This window comes from Halobacterium yunchengense (assembly GCF_037031165.1).
In the GTDB taxonomy this organism is placed as follows: domain Archaea; phylum Halobacteriota; class Halobacteria; order Halobacteriales; family Halobacteriaceae; genus Halobacterium; species Halobacterium yunchengense.
This window is the reverse complement of sequence record NZ_JAYEZL010000007.1, coordinates 58,107-72,181: the sequence shown is the minus strand read 5'-3', so window position 1 is coordinate 72,181 and position 14,075 is coordinate 58,107. Positions and strand designations below refer to the sequence as shown.

At 72.0% G+C, this 14,075-nt stretch carries 17 protein-coding genes; 6 read left to right on the top strand and 11 right to left on the bottom strand.

Annotated features, from left to right (window positions below; genetic code table 11):
* Window position 1: 1 nt before the first annotated feature.
* From U5911_RS16535 to cyaB, 4 genes are all read right to left on the bottom strand, one after another.
* Window positions 2-454 carry a DUF5804 family protein gene (locus U5911_RS16535; RefSeq protein ID WP_336038197.1) on the bottom strand — a complete coding sequence of 151 codons (453 nt, stop codon included), beginning with the start codon at window positions 452-454 and terminating at the stop codon, window positions 2-4.
* Complete coding sequence (locus tag U5911_RS16530) at window positions 451-1,629, bottom strand: tRNA sulfurtransferase (protein ID WP_336038196.1); 1,179 nt, start codon at window positions 1,627-1,629, stop codon at window positions 451-453. Before U5911_RS16530 ends, U5911_RS16535 begins: the two co-directional genes overlap by 4 nt.
* 246 nt (window positions 1,630-1,875) lie before the next feature.
* On the bottom strand, window positions 1,876-3,096 hold the full coding sequence (locus tag U5911_RS16525) for a methionine adenosyltransferase (RefSeq protein ID WP_336038195.1): 1,221 nt from the start codon (window positions 3,094-3,096) through the stop codon (window positions 1,876-1,878).
* A 97-nt stretch (window positions 3,097-3,193) separates the two neighbouring features.
* A complete protein-coding gene (gene cyaB / locus U5911_RS16520) occupies window positions 3,194-3,811 on the bottom strand; it encodes a class IV adenylate cyclase (RefSeq protein WP_336038194.1) in 618 nt (205 codons plus the stop codon).
* Between the two features lie 117 nt (window positions 3,812-3,928).
* Between cyaB and U5911_RS16515 the strand changes: the two genes are divergently transcribed.
* Together U5911_RS16515 and U5911_RS16510 are read left to right on the top strand one after the other, a co-directional pair.
* The gene (locus tag U5911_RS16515; RefSeq protein ID WP_336038193.1) at window positions 3,929-4,132 is read left to right on the top strand and encodes a DUF7511 domain-containing protein; all 204 of its coding nucleotides are present in this window, start codon (window positions 3,929-3,931) and stop codon (window positions 4,130-4,132) included.
* A 60-nt stretch (window positions 4,133-4,192) separates the two neighbouring features.
* Entirely contained in the window at window positions 4,193-5,140 is a 948-nt protein-coding gene (locus tag U5911_RS16510) for an FKBP-type peptidyl-prolyl cis-trans isomerase (protein ID WP_336038192.1), read from the top strand.
* 181 nt (window positions 5,141-5,321) lie between these two features.
* Here U5911_RS16510 and U5911_RS16505 read toward each other — a convergent pair whose 3' ends face one another.
* Entirely contained in the window at window positions 5,322-5,948 is a 627-nt protein-coding gene (locus U5911_RS16505; RefSeq protein WP_336038191.1) for an RAD55 family ATPase, read from the bottom strand.
* Window positions 5,949-5,973: 25 nt separating this feature from the next.
* Entirely contained in the window at window positions 5,974-6,582 is a 609-nt protein-coding gene (locus tag U5911_RS16500; RefSeq protein WP_336038190.1) for a MinD/ParA family ATP-binding protein, read from the bottom strand.
* A 181-nt stretch (window positions 6,583-6,763) separates the two neighbouring features.
* Here U5911_RS16500 and pyrB point away from each other — a divergent pair, with 181 nt between their 5' ends.
* From pyrB to U5911_RS16485, 3 genes are all read left to right on the top strand, one after another.
* A complete protein-coding gene (gene pyrB, locus U5911_RS16495) occupies window positions 6,764-7,687 on the top strand; it encodes an aspartate carbamoyltransferase (protein ID WP_336038189.1) in 924 nt (307 codons plus the stop codon).
* Entirely contained in the window at window positions 7,684-8,148 is a 465-nt protein-coding gene (gene pyrI / locus U5911_RS16490) for an aspartate carbamoyltransferase regulatory subunit (protein WP_336038187.1), read from the top strand. Before pyrB ends, pyrI begins: the two co-directional genes overlap by 4 nt.
* A gap of 324 nt (window positions 8,149-8,472) precedes the next feature.
* Entirely contained in the window at window positions 8,473-9,300 is an 828-nt protein-coding gene (locus U5911_RS16485; RefSeq protein ID WP_336038185.1) for a hypothetical protein, read from the top strand.
* Here the strand turns inward: U5911_RS16485 and U5911_RS16480 are convergent, their stop codons facing one another.
* From U5911_RS16480 to U5911_RS16470, 3 genes are all read right to left on the bottom strand, one after another.
* A complete protein-coding gene (locus tag U5911_RS16480; RefSeq protein ID WP_336038184.1) occupies window positions 9,301-10,122 on the bottom strand; it encodes a hypothetical protein in 822 nt (273 codons plus the stop codon).
* A 90-nt stretch (window positions 10,123-10,212) separates the two neighbouring features.
* Complete coding sequence (locus U5911_RS16475; RefSeq protein WP_336038182.1) at window positions 10,213-10,674, bottom strand: GNAT family N-acetyltransferase; 462 nt, start codon at window positions 10,672-10,674, stop codon at window positions 10,213-10,215.
* Window positions 10,675-10,706: 32 nt separating this feature from the next.
* A complete protein-coding gene (locus tag U5911_RS16470) occupies window positions 10,707-11,264 on the bottom strand; it encodes an NUDIX hydrolase (RefSeq protein ID WP_336038181.1) in 558 nt (185 codons plus the stop codon).
* Between the two features lie 147 nt (window positions 11,265-11,411).
* On the opposite strand from U5911_RS16470, the gene U5911_RS16465 reads away from it, so the two are divergent.
* Complete coding sequence (locus tag U5911_RS16465; RefSeq protein WP_336038179.1) at window positions 11,412-11,633, top strand: DUF1918 domain-containing protein; 222 nt, start codon at window positions 11,412-11,414, stop codon at window positions 11,631-11,633.
* A gap of 58 nt (window positions 11,634-11,691) precedes the next feature.
* Here the strand turns inward: U5911_RS16465 and U5911_RS16460 are convergent, their stop codons facing one another.
* Both U5911_RS16460 and U5911_RS16455 read right to left on the bottom strand, forming a co-directional pair.
* Window positions 11,692-13,068, bottom strand: a complete 1,377-nt coding sequence (locus U5911_RS16460; protein ID WP_336038178.1) for a sulfatase-like hydrolase/transferase — start codon at window positions 13,066-13,068, stop codon at window positions 11,692-11,694.
* The gene (locus U5911_RS16455) at window positions 13,065-14,006 is read right to left on the bottom strand and encodes an alkaline phosphatase family protein (protein WP_336038176.1); all 942 of its coding nucleotides are present in this window, start codon (window positions 14,004-14,006) and stop codon (window positions 13,065-13,067) included. Before U5911_RS16455 ends, U5911_RS16460 begins: the two co-directional genes overlap by 4 nt.
* Window positions 14,007-14,075: the final 69 nt, after the last annotated feature.

Sequence of the window (14,075 nt, the reverse complement as noted above, 5' to 3'; positions counted from 1 at the left end):
CTCAGCCGCGGAACTCGTCGTCGGTGACGCGCACGACGAGCGTGTCCTCGACCTCCCGGAGGTCGTAGTCGGGGCGCTCGCCCTGGACGCGCGTGACGTACATCGGTTCGACCAGTTCGCCGTCGGCGACCCCGTACACCTTCAGTCGGGCGTCCGTCTCGGGCGCTGGAACGTCGCCGTCGCGGACCCTCCTGGCGAGAGCCCGGGACAGCCACTCCTCGTCGCTCACCGACGGCTCCAGGACGAACGCCTCGTCGGCGAGCCGCACCAGGTACCAGTTCAGGTCGTTCAGCAGGGAGACGGCGGCGCCGAGGCTCACCGTGTCAACGGCGACGGTGTTCCGGTACGGCGAGCGCACGTCGTAGGTCGCCAGCGCGCGGCGCGCGGTCTCGTAGGCGAACAGGTCCGTGCGGAGGTCGGCGTCCTCGCTGCCGAGGATGCAGACCCTGGTCACGCCGGCACCACCTCGGCGCGCTCGGTGTCGCGAGCGACGGCGTCGGCCCACTCGAAGAGGGCGTCGGGTTCGTCCGCGAGGACGCTCTCGAGGGGGGCCGCAGTCAGCGGCTGTCTGGGCGCGAGCTGGTTGCAGCCGACGTCGATGGTGGAGTCGCGGTACGTGCCGATGTCGCGGGCGCGAGCGACGATCTCCTGTTTGTCGAGCGCGAACAGCGGCCGGTGGACGGGGAGGTCGGTGGCGCGGTCGACGGCGGCGAAGTTCGCGGCCGTCTGGCTGGACTTCTGGCCGAGGGACTCGCCGGTTACGATGCCGGCGGCGCCGACGTCCTCGGCGACGCGCTCGGCGACGCGGTACATGAACCTGCGGTAGGAGAGCATCCGCGTGCGACCGGTCGCCTCGGCGAGGCGCTGGACCGCGTCCCCCGCGGGGGCGACGCGGAGGTCGAGGTCGCGGCCGGGCGCGTACGCGGCCAGCCGGCGGACCGTCTCCTCGGCGCGCGCGAGGTGGTCGGGGCCGCCGTACGGACCGAGGTCGAGGTAGAGGGGGACGACCGGGGAGCCGCGCTTCATCGCCGTCCAGGCGGCGACCGGGGAGTCGATGCCGCCGGAGACGAGGGCCACCAGGGGCGCCTGGCTGCCGAGCGGGAGGCCGCCCGGGCCGTCGCGTTTCTCCAGGAAGACGAACGCCTCCTCGTCGCGCACTTCCACGAAGAACGAGAGGTCGGGGTCGTCGAGGTCGACCGCCGGCGCGACGTCGTCCTCGACGGCGTACCAGACGGCGTCGCCGCCCTCGCGGTTGACGTCGTGGCTGGTGAACGCGTGGTCGCCGGTGCGGCGCGCGTCGACGGCGTACGTGCCGCCCTCGTAGTGCTCGCGAGCGGTCTCGGCGAGCGCCCCCCGGATGGCGTCCAGGGTCGGCTCGACGCTGACTGCGGGGCTGGCGGAGACGACGCCGAACGTGTCGGCAGCGGCGTCGGCGGCGGCGTCCGGGTCCGACGTGCGGACGACGACGCGTCCCCACTCGCGTTCGACCTCGCCGTCGACGCCGCGGTCGGCGAGCATCGCGCCGACGTTGTCCCGGAGCCGCCGCTCCATGCCGGCCTGCACCGAACTCGACTTCACGCCGACGTCGCCGTGTCTGACGAGGACGGCGTCGGCACCGGGCGGGAGCATAGTCGTTGCAAGCCGACGCGGTAGTAAACACCTATCGCCTCGGCTACCGTCGGTCGGCGGTCAGAACACTCGCAGACCGGGGGTGAGCCGGACCGGCGCCGCGTGAATCGAGCAGGCGGCGGCGTCGTCAGCGAGCCGGCGGGCCGCGCTCCCGCCTCGGCCGGACTCGCGCCGGTAGTTCAGGGCACGGCGAGGGATGGTCGCGGTCTAGTACTTGAACCTCCGCTCCCGCGGCGAAGCCCGCGTTCAGAAGGTCGCGAGTTCGCCGTCGATGACGCGCTGGGTGACGTCGGTGATGTTCGCGAGTTCGGCGTCCACGATGGCCCGAATCCGGGGTTCGACGTCGCCGAGCGCCGTGTCGCCGTCGGTGACGACGTGGACGTCGGCGACGTGGGGCTGATCGATGGGGCGGCCGATCTGGGAGAGCAGGCGGACGCGGAGGTCGCGGATGCCACTCACCTCGGCGACGACGCTCTCGGCGATCTGCGTGGAGACGAGGTTGTAGATCTTCCCGATGTGGTTGACGGGGTTCTTCCCGGAGGTCGCCTCCATGCTCATCGAGCGGTTCGGCGTGATGAGGCCGTTCGCGCGGTTGCCGCGGCCGACGCTGCCGTCGTCGCCCTGTTCGGCGCTCGTGCCGGTCGTGGTGAGGTAGATGGAGCCGGCGTCGTAGTCGTCGGCGGTGTTGACGTGGACGGTGACCTCGCGGTCGGTGTACTCGGTGGCGATGTCGTGGACGTGCTCGCGGATGGCCTCGATCTCTGCCTTGTACGCTTCGAGGTTGGGGACGTAGGTGTCGACGAGCGCGGCGGCGACGGTGAGGTCGATGTGGTCGTTCTCGCGTTTCCCCATCACCTTGACGTCGGCGCCGACCGCGGGGTTGTCCGCGCCGTACTCGCCGTTGAGGGAGTGCTCGGTCTCGTAGACGATGCGCTCGGTCTCCGTGAGGGGGGCGTGGCCGACGCCGAAGCTGGTGTCGTTGGCCATCGGGACGCTGGGGCCGTCCTCGACGAAGACCTCCTGGAGGTCGCCGGAGCCCTCGCCGAGTTTGACGTCGACGACGACGTCGGTCTCGAGGTCGAGGTTCGGGAGGTTCTCGCGGAGGTAGTTCCGCGCGGCCTCGAGCGCGATGGACTCGACGGGGATTGTGTGTTCGGTGCCGTCGTCGTCGACGTACTCGCTGGTGGCGCGGCCGACGACGAGGATGTAGATGGGTTCGGTGACCTCGCCGCCGCCGAAGTCGGGCGCGGCGGTGCCGGCGACGAGCTGGGTCTCGTCGGTGTTGAAGTGGAGGACTTCGCCGACGCGGTCGAGGTACTCGCGGGCGAGGCGTTCGCAGACGTGTTCGGCGATGCCGTCGCAGATGGAGTCGGGGTGTCCGAGCCCCTTTCGCTCGACGATCTCGACGGCCTCGTCCTCGACGGCGCCGCGGTCGAGGGACTGCACGCGGATATTCCGGTCGGTCATTGCGCGAGTGTTACCCGCCTCCGCTTCTATAACTTGCGAAAACGGAGACGAGCGGAAATATGCTCCTCGCGCATACCCCGGTGGTCGGCTGGCTCGCCTACGCCGCGTCGAGTTTGAGTCCGAGGTAGGACGTGCGGACCTGGTCGGCGGGGTCGAGGCCCAGCCGACGCAACACGTCGTAGGCGGCCTCGCGCGCCGCCGCCACGTCGGCCTCGTCGGCGACGTCCGTCTCGACTTCGACGTACTCGCCGACGTCCTCGACGGCGTCCAGCAGGACCGTGAACTCGCCGACCCGGTACCGCTCGCGGAGCTTCCGCACCGTCGCCGCCGGCTCGAACCCCAGGCGGCCGAATATCTCGCCCAGCGCCTCGCCGCTGTCGACGCCGGTCTCGAACTCCTCGCGGGACTTCGACTCGGCCTCCAGCAGCGGCCCCTTGTAGGTCACGCGCGACTCGCCGGGCCCCCCGTCCTCGCCGTCCAGGACGGCGTCGACGGCCCCAGACGTCTCGCCCGCGGCCGCCGGGTCGAACGCCGCGGTCGCCGCGGCGGTCCGGCGGACGCGCAGCGCCTCGTCCGTCTCGGCGAAGTCCCGGTGTGGCGCGTCGAAGTACGTGTCCGCCTGCGCCACCGTCTCCGCGCGCTCCACGCCCAGGGCCGCGAGCGCTCCCCGCACCGCGTCGTGGTCCGCCGGGACCTTCACTTCGACCTCGTACATGCGCGAGTCCTCGCCGCCGCCGCGGAAAAGCGCGACGCTTCCGAGCACTCAATAGTGGTACGGTCGGCTCTTAGCAGGGGTTATCTGCGTGCGAGCCGACTCACCCGACGAAGCAGGATGGCTACCGACCCACCCCAGGACGCCGCCGAGCACGCCCGGCTGGACCACCGCCCGGAGCCGCTGGAGGCCACCGTCGTCCGGTACGAGAACGGCCCCGACCGCTGTACCGTCTCCCCGCGGGACGTCGACCGCGACCGACAGCTCACCGCGTGGCTGTCCGTGAACGCGGCCGCGCTCGTCGCGCTCGAGGAGACCCGGTGACGGCCGCGCGGACGGCCGCGAAACGTGATTCTTAAGGGTGGAACGGGAGTCCGTAGGTGTATGAGCGACGAACCCGAGGCCGAGACCACCGACGAACCCGAGGCCGAGACCACCGACGAATCCGAGGCTGAACAGGACGGACTCCAGGAGGGCGACTTCGTCGAACTCGCGTACACCGCCTACACCGTCGACGGCGGCGAACTCGTCGACACCACGGACGAGGAGGTCGCCGAGGAGGAGGGCGTCGACGCCGAGGGCCAGGACTTCTCCCCGCGCACCATCGTGCTCGGCGAGGGCCACATCTTCGACGCCGTCGAGGACGACATCATCGGCAAAGCGGTCGGCGACACGGGCACCGTCGTGGTAGAGCAGGCGTTCGGCGAGTACGACGAGGACGAGGTCCGCACCGTCTCCGCGAACAAGATCCCCGAGGACGACCGCTACCCCGGCGCGCACGTCGACGTCGACGGCGAACACGGCCACGTCGAGGCCATCATCGGCGGCCGCGCGCGCGTCGACTTCAACCACCCGCTCGCCGGCGAGGACGTCGAGTACGAGTACGAGATCGTCGACGAGATCGAGGACACCCTCGAGAAGGCCCGCGGTCTCCTGAAGATGTACTTCGACGTCGACCTCGACATGCACATCGAGACCGACGAGGTCGAAGAGGAGGTCACCGAGGAGACCGACGACGGGGAGACCGAGACCACCACGGAGACCGTCGAGAAGGAGACGCTGTACATCGAGCAGTCCCCCCAGCTCCAGTTCAACCAGCAGTGGATGATGGGCAAAGACCAGATCCTCAACCAGGTCATCGACATGCTGGCCGTCGACCGCGTGGTCGTCCAGGAGATCATCGACGGCCAGGACGGCGGCATGCCCGGGATGATGGGCGGCGGCATGGGCGGCATGGGCGGCGAGGACCTCGGCGACGTCGAGGACGCCCTCGAGGACGCCGACGTCGACGCCGACGAGATCGTCGAGGAACTCGACGTCGACGAGGAGTAACCGCCTCGGGGCAGTCGAGCACCGACCCGACCGACTGCGTCGACTCGTTCTGCGGCGCCGGCGACCCGACAGCCCGCGGCTCGGCGTCGATGGGTGGTGCGGGCGGTCGATTCGGGCGCGTGGCTGCCGACCGACCGGGACAGGAGCGCCGCCGACCGGGACAGGAGCGCCGCCGACCGGGTCAGGCGATGTCGCGGCTGGTGTCGACCTGCACGCGCTCGCCGAGGTTGAGCTTGATCGAGGAGTCCGGGGCGTTACCGCCGCGGAACTTCGGCACAGTGAGCAGCGTCTCGACGTCGCCGTTCTCCTCGCTGACGCGGAGCCGGAACACGACGTCGGCCATGTGCTCGGTGGTGCCGCGGAGCGCGGTGTCCTGGCCCGTGTCGAGGCAGTGGAGGACCGCGACGCCGCCGACGTTCCGCATGTGGTTGCCGAGTTCGTTCAGGAAGTTCTCGTAGCGGCTGCGGTCCGCGCGCTCGAGTGCGTCCGCCGGGTCGACGATGACCGTCGACTCGGTCGGGACCGACCGGAACGCGCGCCGGGCGTTCTCGAGGGAGTCCGCGCCCGGGATGTAGCCGATCTCGGGGTCGCCCGTCGGCGCGTTCGTCGCCTCGAAGGCGTCCCGGACGGCCTGCTCGGTGCGGTCCGTGGTGAGGTACAGCGTGGGGCGGGGGCGCGTGAGCTCGTACAGCAGTAGCTCGCCCTGGCTGGCCGGCGGCGCCTCGTACGCGACCACCGTGCCGGCCGGGACGCCGCCGCCGAGCTCCCGGTCGAGGACGTCCACGCCCGTGGACAGCCGCCCCTCCATACCCCCTCACAGGGACGTGTGGCGGTTAAGTATTTGGCCCGGCGCAGTCCGCGACTCGCGCGTACGCGGCGGCCGCGTCGCGGTCCGCGAGCGGGTCCTCGACCGCTGGAACGGGGACGGTCGGCGCGCCGGCGGCGTCCTCGAGCCCGCGGGGCGCGTCGGCCGACCGCGACACGGCGAGCGCGCGCACGGGCGTCCCGACGGCGCGCGCGAGTTCGGCGGTCTTCACGGCGTCCTCCACGCTCTCGCGGCCGCGCGTCGCGACGACGACGCAGGCGTCCGCCGCCCGGACCGGCCGCGCGGCGGCCTCGCTCGCGCCGGCCGGGCAGTCCAGCAGCACGGGTCGGTCGTCCGGGAGGGCGTCGAGGGTCGCGGCGAGGGCCGCGCCGTCGGCGTCGCCGGCCGGCAGGACGTCCACGCCGGGGACGACCGGCGACTCGTGGGCGGCGGCGACCGGGTTCTGGGCGTCGACGCCGGGGTCCCGCGGGACGCCGGCGCGGACGTGGAGGTTCGGCGCGTCGAGGTCGCAGTCCGCGACCAGCGGTCGGCGCCGCCGCTGGACGAGCGCGCCCGCGACGCCGAGCGCGGTGGTCGTCTTGCCGCTGCCGCCCTTGCCGCCTGCCACTGCCAGCACGCCGTTGGGTGGCCGCGCTCTCGCACTTGAACCCTCGGCCGGCCGACGTGGGTGGCCGGTGTCTCGACCTGTCGAGCGCGTGGCCGGTGTGGTGTGTCCGGACGGTGTGAGCGTCGGTGGCGGTCGACGCCGCGGCCGGGACCCGAGAGATTTACGCCCCCTGGGGACGCGTGCCTACTCGATGCGTCACGACCACCTCCTCACCGCCAAACAGCTCTCCCGGGCCGACGTCGAGACGGTGCTCGACCGCGCGGCCGCCTTCGACGCCGACCCGGGCGCCGCGCGCGAACTGCACGCGGACAAGCTCCTGGGGCTGTGCTTCTTCGAGCCGAGCACGCGCACGAAGATGAGCTTCGAGACAGCGGCCAAGCGCCTCGGCGGCGACGTCGTCGACATGGGGTCAGTGGAGTCGTCGTCAGTGAAGAAAGGCGAGTCGCTGGCGGACACGGTCCGCGTCGTCGAGGGGTACGCGGACGCGCTCGTGCTCCGCCACCCGAAGCAGGGCGCCGCGAAGATGGCCAGCGACTTCGTCGACGTCCCCGTGTTGAACGCGGGCGACGGCGCCGGCCACCACCCGAGCCAGACGCTGCTGGACCTCTACACGATCCGCGAGCGCGCCGGCCTGGACGGCATCTCGGTCGGCATCGTCGGCGACCTGAAGTACGGCCGGACGGTGCACTCGCTGGCGCACGCGCTCACCAACTTCGACGTCCGCCAGCACTTCGTCAGCCCGGAGAGCCTGCGCCTGCCGCGCTCTGTCAGGTACGACCTCCACGAGGCGGGCGCGCAGGTCCGCGAGCACGAGGACCTCGACGCGGTGCTCCCGAACCTCGACGTGCTGTACGTGACGCGCATCCAGCGCGAGCGGTTCCCGGACGAGGAGGAGTACGAGGCGGTCGCCGGCGAGTACCGCATCACCGAGGAGACGCTGGCGGCGGCCGACGACGACCTCGCGGTGTTGCACCCGCTGCCGCGCGTGGACGAGATCGCGCCCGAGGTCGACGACGCGGACGCGGCGACGTACTTCGAGCAGGCGCACAACGGCGTCCCGGTCCGGATGGCGCTGCTCGACCTGCTGCTCGGCGAGGGGGGTGATCGAGCATGACGGACACCGACACGGAACTCCGCGTCTCGAAGATCCGGAGCGGCACCGTCGTCGACCACGTCACTGGCGGCGAGGCGCTGCACGTGCTCTCCCTGCTGGGCATCGACGGCAGCGAGGGGACGACTGTCAGCCTCGGCATGAACGTCCCGTCCGAGCGCCTCGGCCGGAAGGACGTCGTGAAAGTCGAGGGCCGCGAGCTCAGCGACAGCGAGGCGGAGGTGCTCTCGCTCATCGCGCCGGAGGCGACCATCAACATCATCCGCGACTACGACGTCGTCGAGAAGCGCCGCGTCGAGCCGCCCGAGGAGGTGACCGGCGTCCTCGTCTGCCCGAACCGTGACTGCATCACGAACGCCGGCGAGCCCGTGGAGACGGCGTTCGCGGTGCTCGAGGACGGCCTGCGCTGCGAGTACTGCGGCGAGATCGTGCGCGAGGACATCACCGACCACCTCCGGGACTGACCGCGCGGTCGGTGCGTCGCCGCCGACGTGTTGGGAAGGAATCACAGACGCGTGCCGCCCCCGCAAAGCGTTTAGTGCCGGCGCGCGAAGCTGTCAGGTATGGCAGGGAAACTCCTGAAAGCGGTCGTCGTGCTCGCAGTCATCGCCCTCGTCTGGAAGTTCGTCCTCGGCGGCGACGAGGCGCCCGAACCCGAGGAGGTCGACCGCATCGACTGACGCCGCGGCGCCGAGCGCGCCGCCGACGCACCGCCCGCCGACCACCTGTTCTCGTCCGGCCGCGCCGGGAGCGAACGACTTACCCACGGCCGCGGCCAACGCCCGTCCATGTACGGCGTCGTCACGCGGAACGCCGAGGAAGTGGAGTGGCCGGAGTTCGACCGCGCGTTCTACGAGGTCAAAGACGTCACCGGCCGCCACACCGACCCCGTCGAGGACGCCGTCAACATGGTGTCGTGCTTCGGGGACAACGCCACCGCCGGCACCGAACCCGACCTCGTGCCCGTCGACGACGAGGGCAACGAGGCGACGCGCGAGCGACCGTACTTCGACTGGTCGTACGTCTGCCCGCTCGCGGCGGACTACCGCAACGGGCTCCTGGAGGTCGTCGAGACGTGCACGGAACTCGCCGAGGACGTCCGGCTCGACGACGTCGGCTTCCCGCGGGCCGAGTACTGCCACTGCGAGCGCTGCGAGACCGCGTTCGCGGAGTCCGACGTCGAGGACTGGTACGACTGGCGCGCCGACGTGATCACGGAGTTCGTCGCCGACGCCGCCGACCGCATCCCCGGACGGACGTACCTCACGCTGTACCCCGACCCCTACCCCGGCCACCTCTACGAGCGCTCCGGGCTGGACGTCGCCGCGCTCGCCGAGCACGTCGACGAGTTCGTCGTCCCCCTCTACGACACCGCGTACGGGACGACGTACTGGCTGGAGACCATCGCCTCGGGGTTCGCGGACCTCCTGGACGCGCCGTTCAGCGTCGAACTGTACGCCGTCGACGTCGACGTCGAGAACCTCGTCCACGCCGCGGAGGTCGCCGGAGAGTACGCCGACGACGTGTTCTTCGGGTACGAGGCGAGCAACGCTCGCGCCGCGCTCCGGCGGATGGACGCCGAGTCCCGCGAGGGCGAGTCCTTCGGCCCCCAGTAGTCAGTCGCCGTACGCCTGGCAGCTGATCCGGTAGTACGCGCCGTCGTGTTCGGCGACGAACGACGCGTCCCGGTCGTAGCGGGTCGCGGCGGGCGCGTTCACGTACGGGCAGCGGACGCCGCGGTCGTCGAGGAACCGCGCGGCCGCCGACTCGCCCGCGTACCCGCGCAGCGACAGCCGACAGACGCCGTCCTCGCGGGGGTCGCAGGCGGACGCCGCGAACAGGTCGGCGGCCAGCCGCGGCGCGTCGTCGAAGTCGGCGACGGGGTCGTCCGTGCTGTCCGCGGTCGTCGGTTCCGCGACGACGTCGTAGCCGCCGCCCCAGCCGAGGCCCACCGCGAGCAACACGAGGAGGAACGCGAGCACGGGTGCGGTCCCGGCGAACGCCGCCGTCGTCGCCGGTGCGGTGTCCGCGGCCGCGAGCGCGGCGACCGCGGCGACCCCGAACGCGAGGTACGCGACGACGACGGTCAGCAGACCGACGACGCCGACGTACGCGGACACGAGCAGGACGGCGGCGAGGAGCGCCACCACTGCGACGGCGCCGGTGGCGACGCGCCGGCCGTGGACGCCGGCGAGCAGTTCCACGGCGACGACCGGGACCGCCGCGGCGAGCGCGCCGCCGACGCCGAGGTGGACGACGGTCGCCGCCGTGGTCGCCGTCCACGGGCCGAGCAGCCGGTAGTAGGCGTCGTAGACGACCACCTGGAGGGGCTGGAGCACGGCCAGCGCGGCGACGGCGGCGACCGCGGTCGGGACCGCGCCGGACAGCGCGGCGGCGGCCAGCGTCGCGGCACGGGACGGCGAGTCGGGGCGTCTCACGGGGGACCTGCCGGCGGTCGCCGGCCGAGTGGTCGCCCTGTCGCGGCCCGGGACGAAGTGTCTTTGGGCTGCCAGCTGTGGGCCGGTCGCTCAGAGCTCCCGCCGCAGGCTCCGGAACTTCACGTCGAACCCCTGGCTCCGGTAGAACGCGTTCGCGGCGTCGTTGTCGACGTGCACGGAGAGACTGACGTACTCGGCGCCGCGGTCGCGGCCCCACGCGGACAGCTCCTCGAGCAGGCGGCCGGCGACCCCCTCGCGGCGGCGGTCGCCGACCACGTAGAGGCCGTCGACGTAGCAGCGCTGGCCGCGCGAGTACAGCGCGGGCGAGTCGGCGACGCCGCCGGAGACGAACCCGACCGGCCCGGGGTCGTAGGCGACGAACATCGTCCGCGCGTCGTCGTCCAGCCACCGCGAGCAGTCCTCGGCCGCGACGGCGTCCTCGGCGAGGTCGCTGAACGCGGGGTCGCGGGCCTCCGCGTCGCGGTACGCCGGCCGCAGCAGCCGGTCGACGACGGCGGCCCGCTCGCTGTCCGACGGCACGCGGACGTCCATGCGCGTCCGGACCCGTCCGGCGACCGTAAGTCCTACGAGAGCGCGCGGTCCCGCCACCGCTGGAGCTGCCCGCGGTCGCGGGTGTCGTCGGGGAAGTCGGCGAACCACGCGGCAGCCGAGATCTCGCCGTCCGGGTCCCGGACCTCGAGGTCGGTGTCGTCCGCGCACGCCTCGAAGACCGGGAGGACGCCCCACGACGAGTAGCCGTCGCACGCGAAGCTGACCGACGTCACCATCGCGAGGCCGTCGTAGGTGGCGTCGACGCCCGCCTCCTCGTGGAGTTCGCGGCGCGCCGCCTCGCGGAACGACTCGTCGCCGTCGACGCCGCCGCCGGGCAGCACCCAGAGGTCGACGTCCTCGTGGCGCACGAGCAGCACGTCGCCGTTCTCCCGGTAGACGGCCGTGTGCGCGCCGAACGGCGCGCCGGTGCGTTCGACGCGCTCGGCGAGCGTGCGGAACCGCCGCCGCGACACCGTCCGGTGGCGGTCGAACTCCAGGAAGTCGTCGTGGGACGCGGTCAGCGCGTGGTACGCGCGCTCGGCCCGCTGTTCCGCGCGGCTCGCGAGGTACCAGAGGTCATCGACGGGCATCGGCCTGCGGTCTCGGCCTGCGGCTGGCGGACGCTGCGAGCGGGGGGCGTGCGGTGGTCATGCGCGGTACTACGGCGGACTCCCACGTTACCGTTACGGAGACCCGAAACCGGGTCCCTTTTGACCGGGCCGCCGGAACAGTGGTCCATGAGCTTCGAAGAAGACGACGAGGTCGTCCTCCACGACAAGCACAGCGAGTTCGACGGCGAGACCGGCACTGTCACGCAGGTCGTCGAGACGATGTTCGGCGAGCCGAACTACACGGTGAGCTTCGAGGACGGCCAGGAGGCCGGCGTCCCCGAGGACAGCCTCGAGCTCGCGGACGGCGACGAGGACGACGCCGACGACGAAGACGAAGACGAGGAGTAGGGCGGTTAGTTCTGCGGTTCGGGGTCGGTCGCGAAGCGGCGCGTGGCGCCCGCGAGAACTAGAGGTAGCCGAGGTCCTCGAGGCGCTCGTTGATGTCGAGCATCTCGACGTCCGTCGGGTCGACGCCGCGCTCGGGGAGGCGGTCGGCGAGTTCGGCCTCGAGGTCCGGGTCGTCGACGCGGCGCAGTTCCCGGGGGTCTTCGGCGAGGTCGTAGACGCCCGGCGGCCAGTCGCGCTCGGGGTACTCGACGTACTTCGCGTCGCCGTAGCGGACCGCGCGCGCCCAGTTCCGCTCGCCGTGCAGGGACGCCCCGCAGGCGCGCATGTACGCGACGCGGTCCTCGACGCCGGGTTCGATGGGGTCGCCGTCGGTCTCGTGGTCGACGCCGAGCGCGTCCAGGATCGTCGGCAGAATATCTATCTGCCGGACCTGGGCGTCGACCGTGGACGGCTCGACGCCCGGGCCGGCGAGCACGAACGGGACGTTCGCAGTGAAGTCGTAGACGTTCTCGCCGTGGCCGTTCTCAAGGAAGTGGTCGTGGATGTCGGGCCCGAACCCGTCGCAGTAGCCGTTGAGTCGCTCCTCGAGGCCGCGCGTGTCGACGCCGCCGTAGTACCGGACGGCGTCGCGGACGGACTTCGCGAGCAACCGCAGGGGGTTGTCGCGGTGGGTGACGCTCTCGCCGTGGTCGCCCACGAACGCCACCACGGTGTCCTCGGGGACGGCGTCGACGAGCGCCTCGACCTCGCGGTCGAGCGCGGAGAACGCGCGGCCGTACGGCGTCTCGCCGTACGCCGGGCTGTCGTACTCGTCGGGGACGCGGACGTCCTCGTGGATCTCCCAGAGGTGGACGAACGCCGCGAACGGCTCCGGCAGGCCCGCGAGGCGGTCGAGCGCGTCCTCGCGCCAGTCGCTGAACATGTCCTCGTCGCGGTCCCGGCACTCGTAGACGTCGAACCCCCTATCGAGGCCGGTCTCGGGGACGAGCGGCCCGGTCGCCATCGCCTCCGTGTGGTAGCCGCGGTCGCCGAGCACCGACGCCATCGGCTCGACGTCGTCGCTGAGGCTGCCGCGGCGCAGCGACTGGATGCCGTTGACCTCGCCGTACGCGCCCGTCAGCAGGCTCGCGACGGCGGGCGTGGTGGTCGTCGCGGTGGCGTACAGCTCCGTGCACTCCATGCCGCGCTCGCGCAGCGAGTCGAGGAACGGCGTGTCCACGGCGTCCCGCCGAAGGAAGTCCTGGCGGAGGCAGTCCACGCACACCAACAGGAGGTTCGGGCGGTCGTCGGCCCGTCCGTCCGCATCGTCGCCACGCAGTTCGTCCGCATCGTCGCCACGCAGTTCGTCCGCATCGTCGCCACGCAGTTCGTCCGCGCCGTCGCCACGCAGTTCGTCCGCGCCGTCGGCTGCCGTCTCCCCGGGTGCGTCGGTCACGTTCGGTACCCCAGGTCTGCGAGCCGCTGCTCGATTTCGGCCTCGTCAGTCGGTTCGTCGGCCGCCGCGTCCCGTTCGGCGGGCTCGCGGGTGCGGTCGTCGGTCGGCGACACCGCACACCACGGCACCTCGCGCAGCACGGGGAGGTCGACGCCGCCGGGGTGGCCGTAGACGCCGCGCTCGCCGAACGCGTTCCCGTGGTCGGCGGTCACTATCGCGCGGTCCGCGTCGAGGTTCGCGAACAGCACGGCGAGGTCCGCGAGGACGAGTTCGAGGTTGCGCCGGTACGCGGTCCACGCCTCCTCGACGCCGCGGCGGCCGAACCGGAGGTCGTCCCAGACGGAGAGGTCGGTCTCCCCGAACCGGTCGAGTTCGATGCCGCCGTCCGCGTCGCCGTCCTCGGCGGCGGGGATCGACGGGAAGTGCGGTTGCATGTAGTGGACGACCATGCGGTCGGCGTCGCCGTCGCGCCACGTCCGGATCGCGGCGTCGGTGACGGGCCGGGGCGGAATCGTCCCGAGGTCGTCGTCCCACGCGTACCGCCACACTTCCTCGACGGCCCGGAACCGGCCGGCGTCCAGTTCGCTCGCCGAGAACGGGTTCCCGGTCACGTACGCGAGGTCCCGGAGGGCGTCGTCGCTGGCGGCGCCGAACACCTCGGCCAGCCACTCCTCCGAGGAGCTCGCGGGCGACGTCCGCGAGCCCGGTCGGTCCGGGAGGAAGTCGTGGTCGGCGTCGGCGGCGACCTCGCGGAACAGGTCCGCGCGGCACGCGTCCAGGACCACGAGGACGTCCCAGTCGGCGTCCAGGACGGGGTCGGCGGTGGTCGTCGACGTCACGGCGTACCGGACCAGGGCTGCGAACTCGCGGACTGCGGCGGCTGGCCGGTACCGGAGGTTGCGGGCGACGTTCGCCGCCTGCCCGGCGACATCAACCATCGATGGAGTCGGCTCGCTGGCGGAACATTTTCGGGCGGTGCTCGGTGCGTCGGTGGTCGTGCGCGGAGA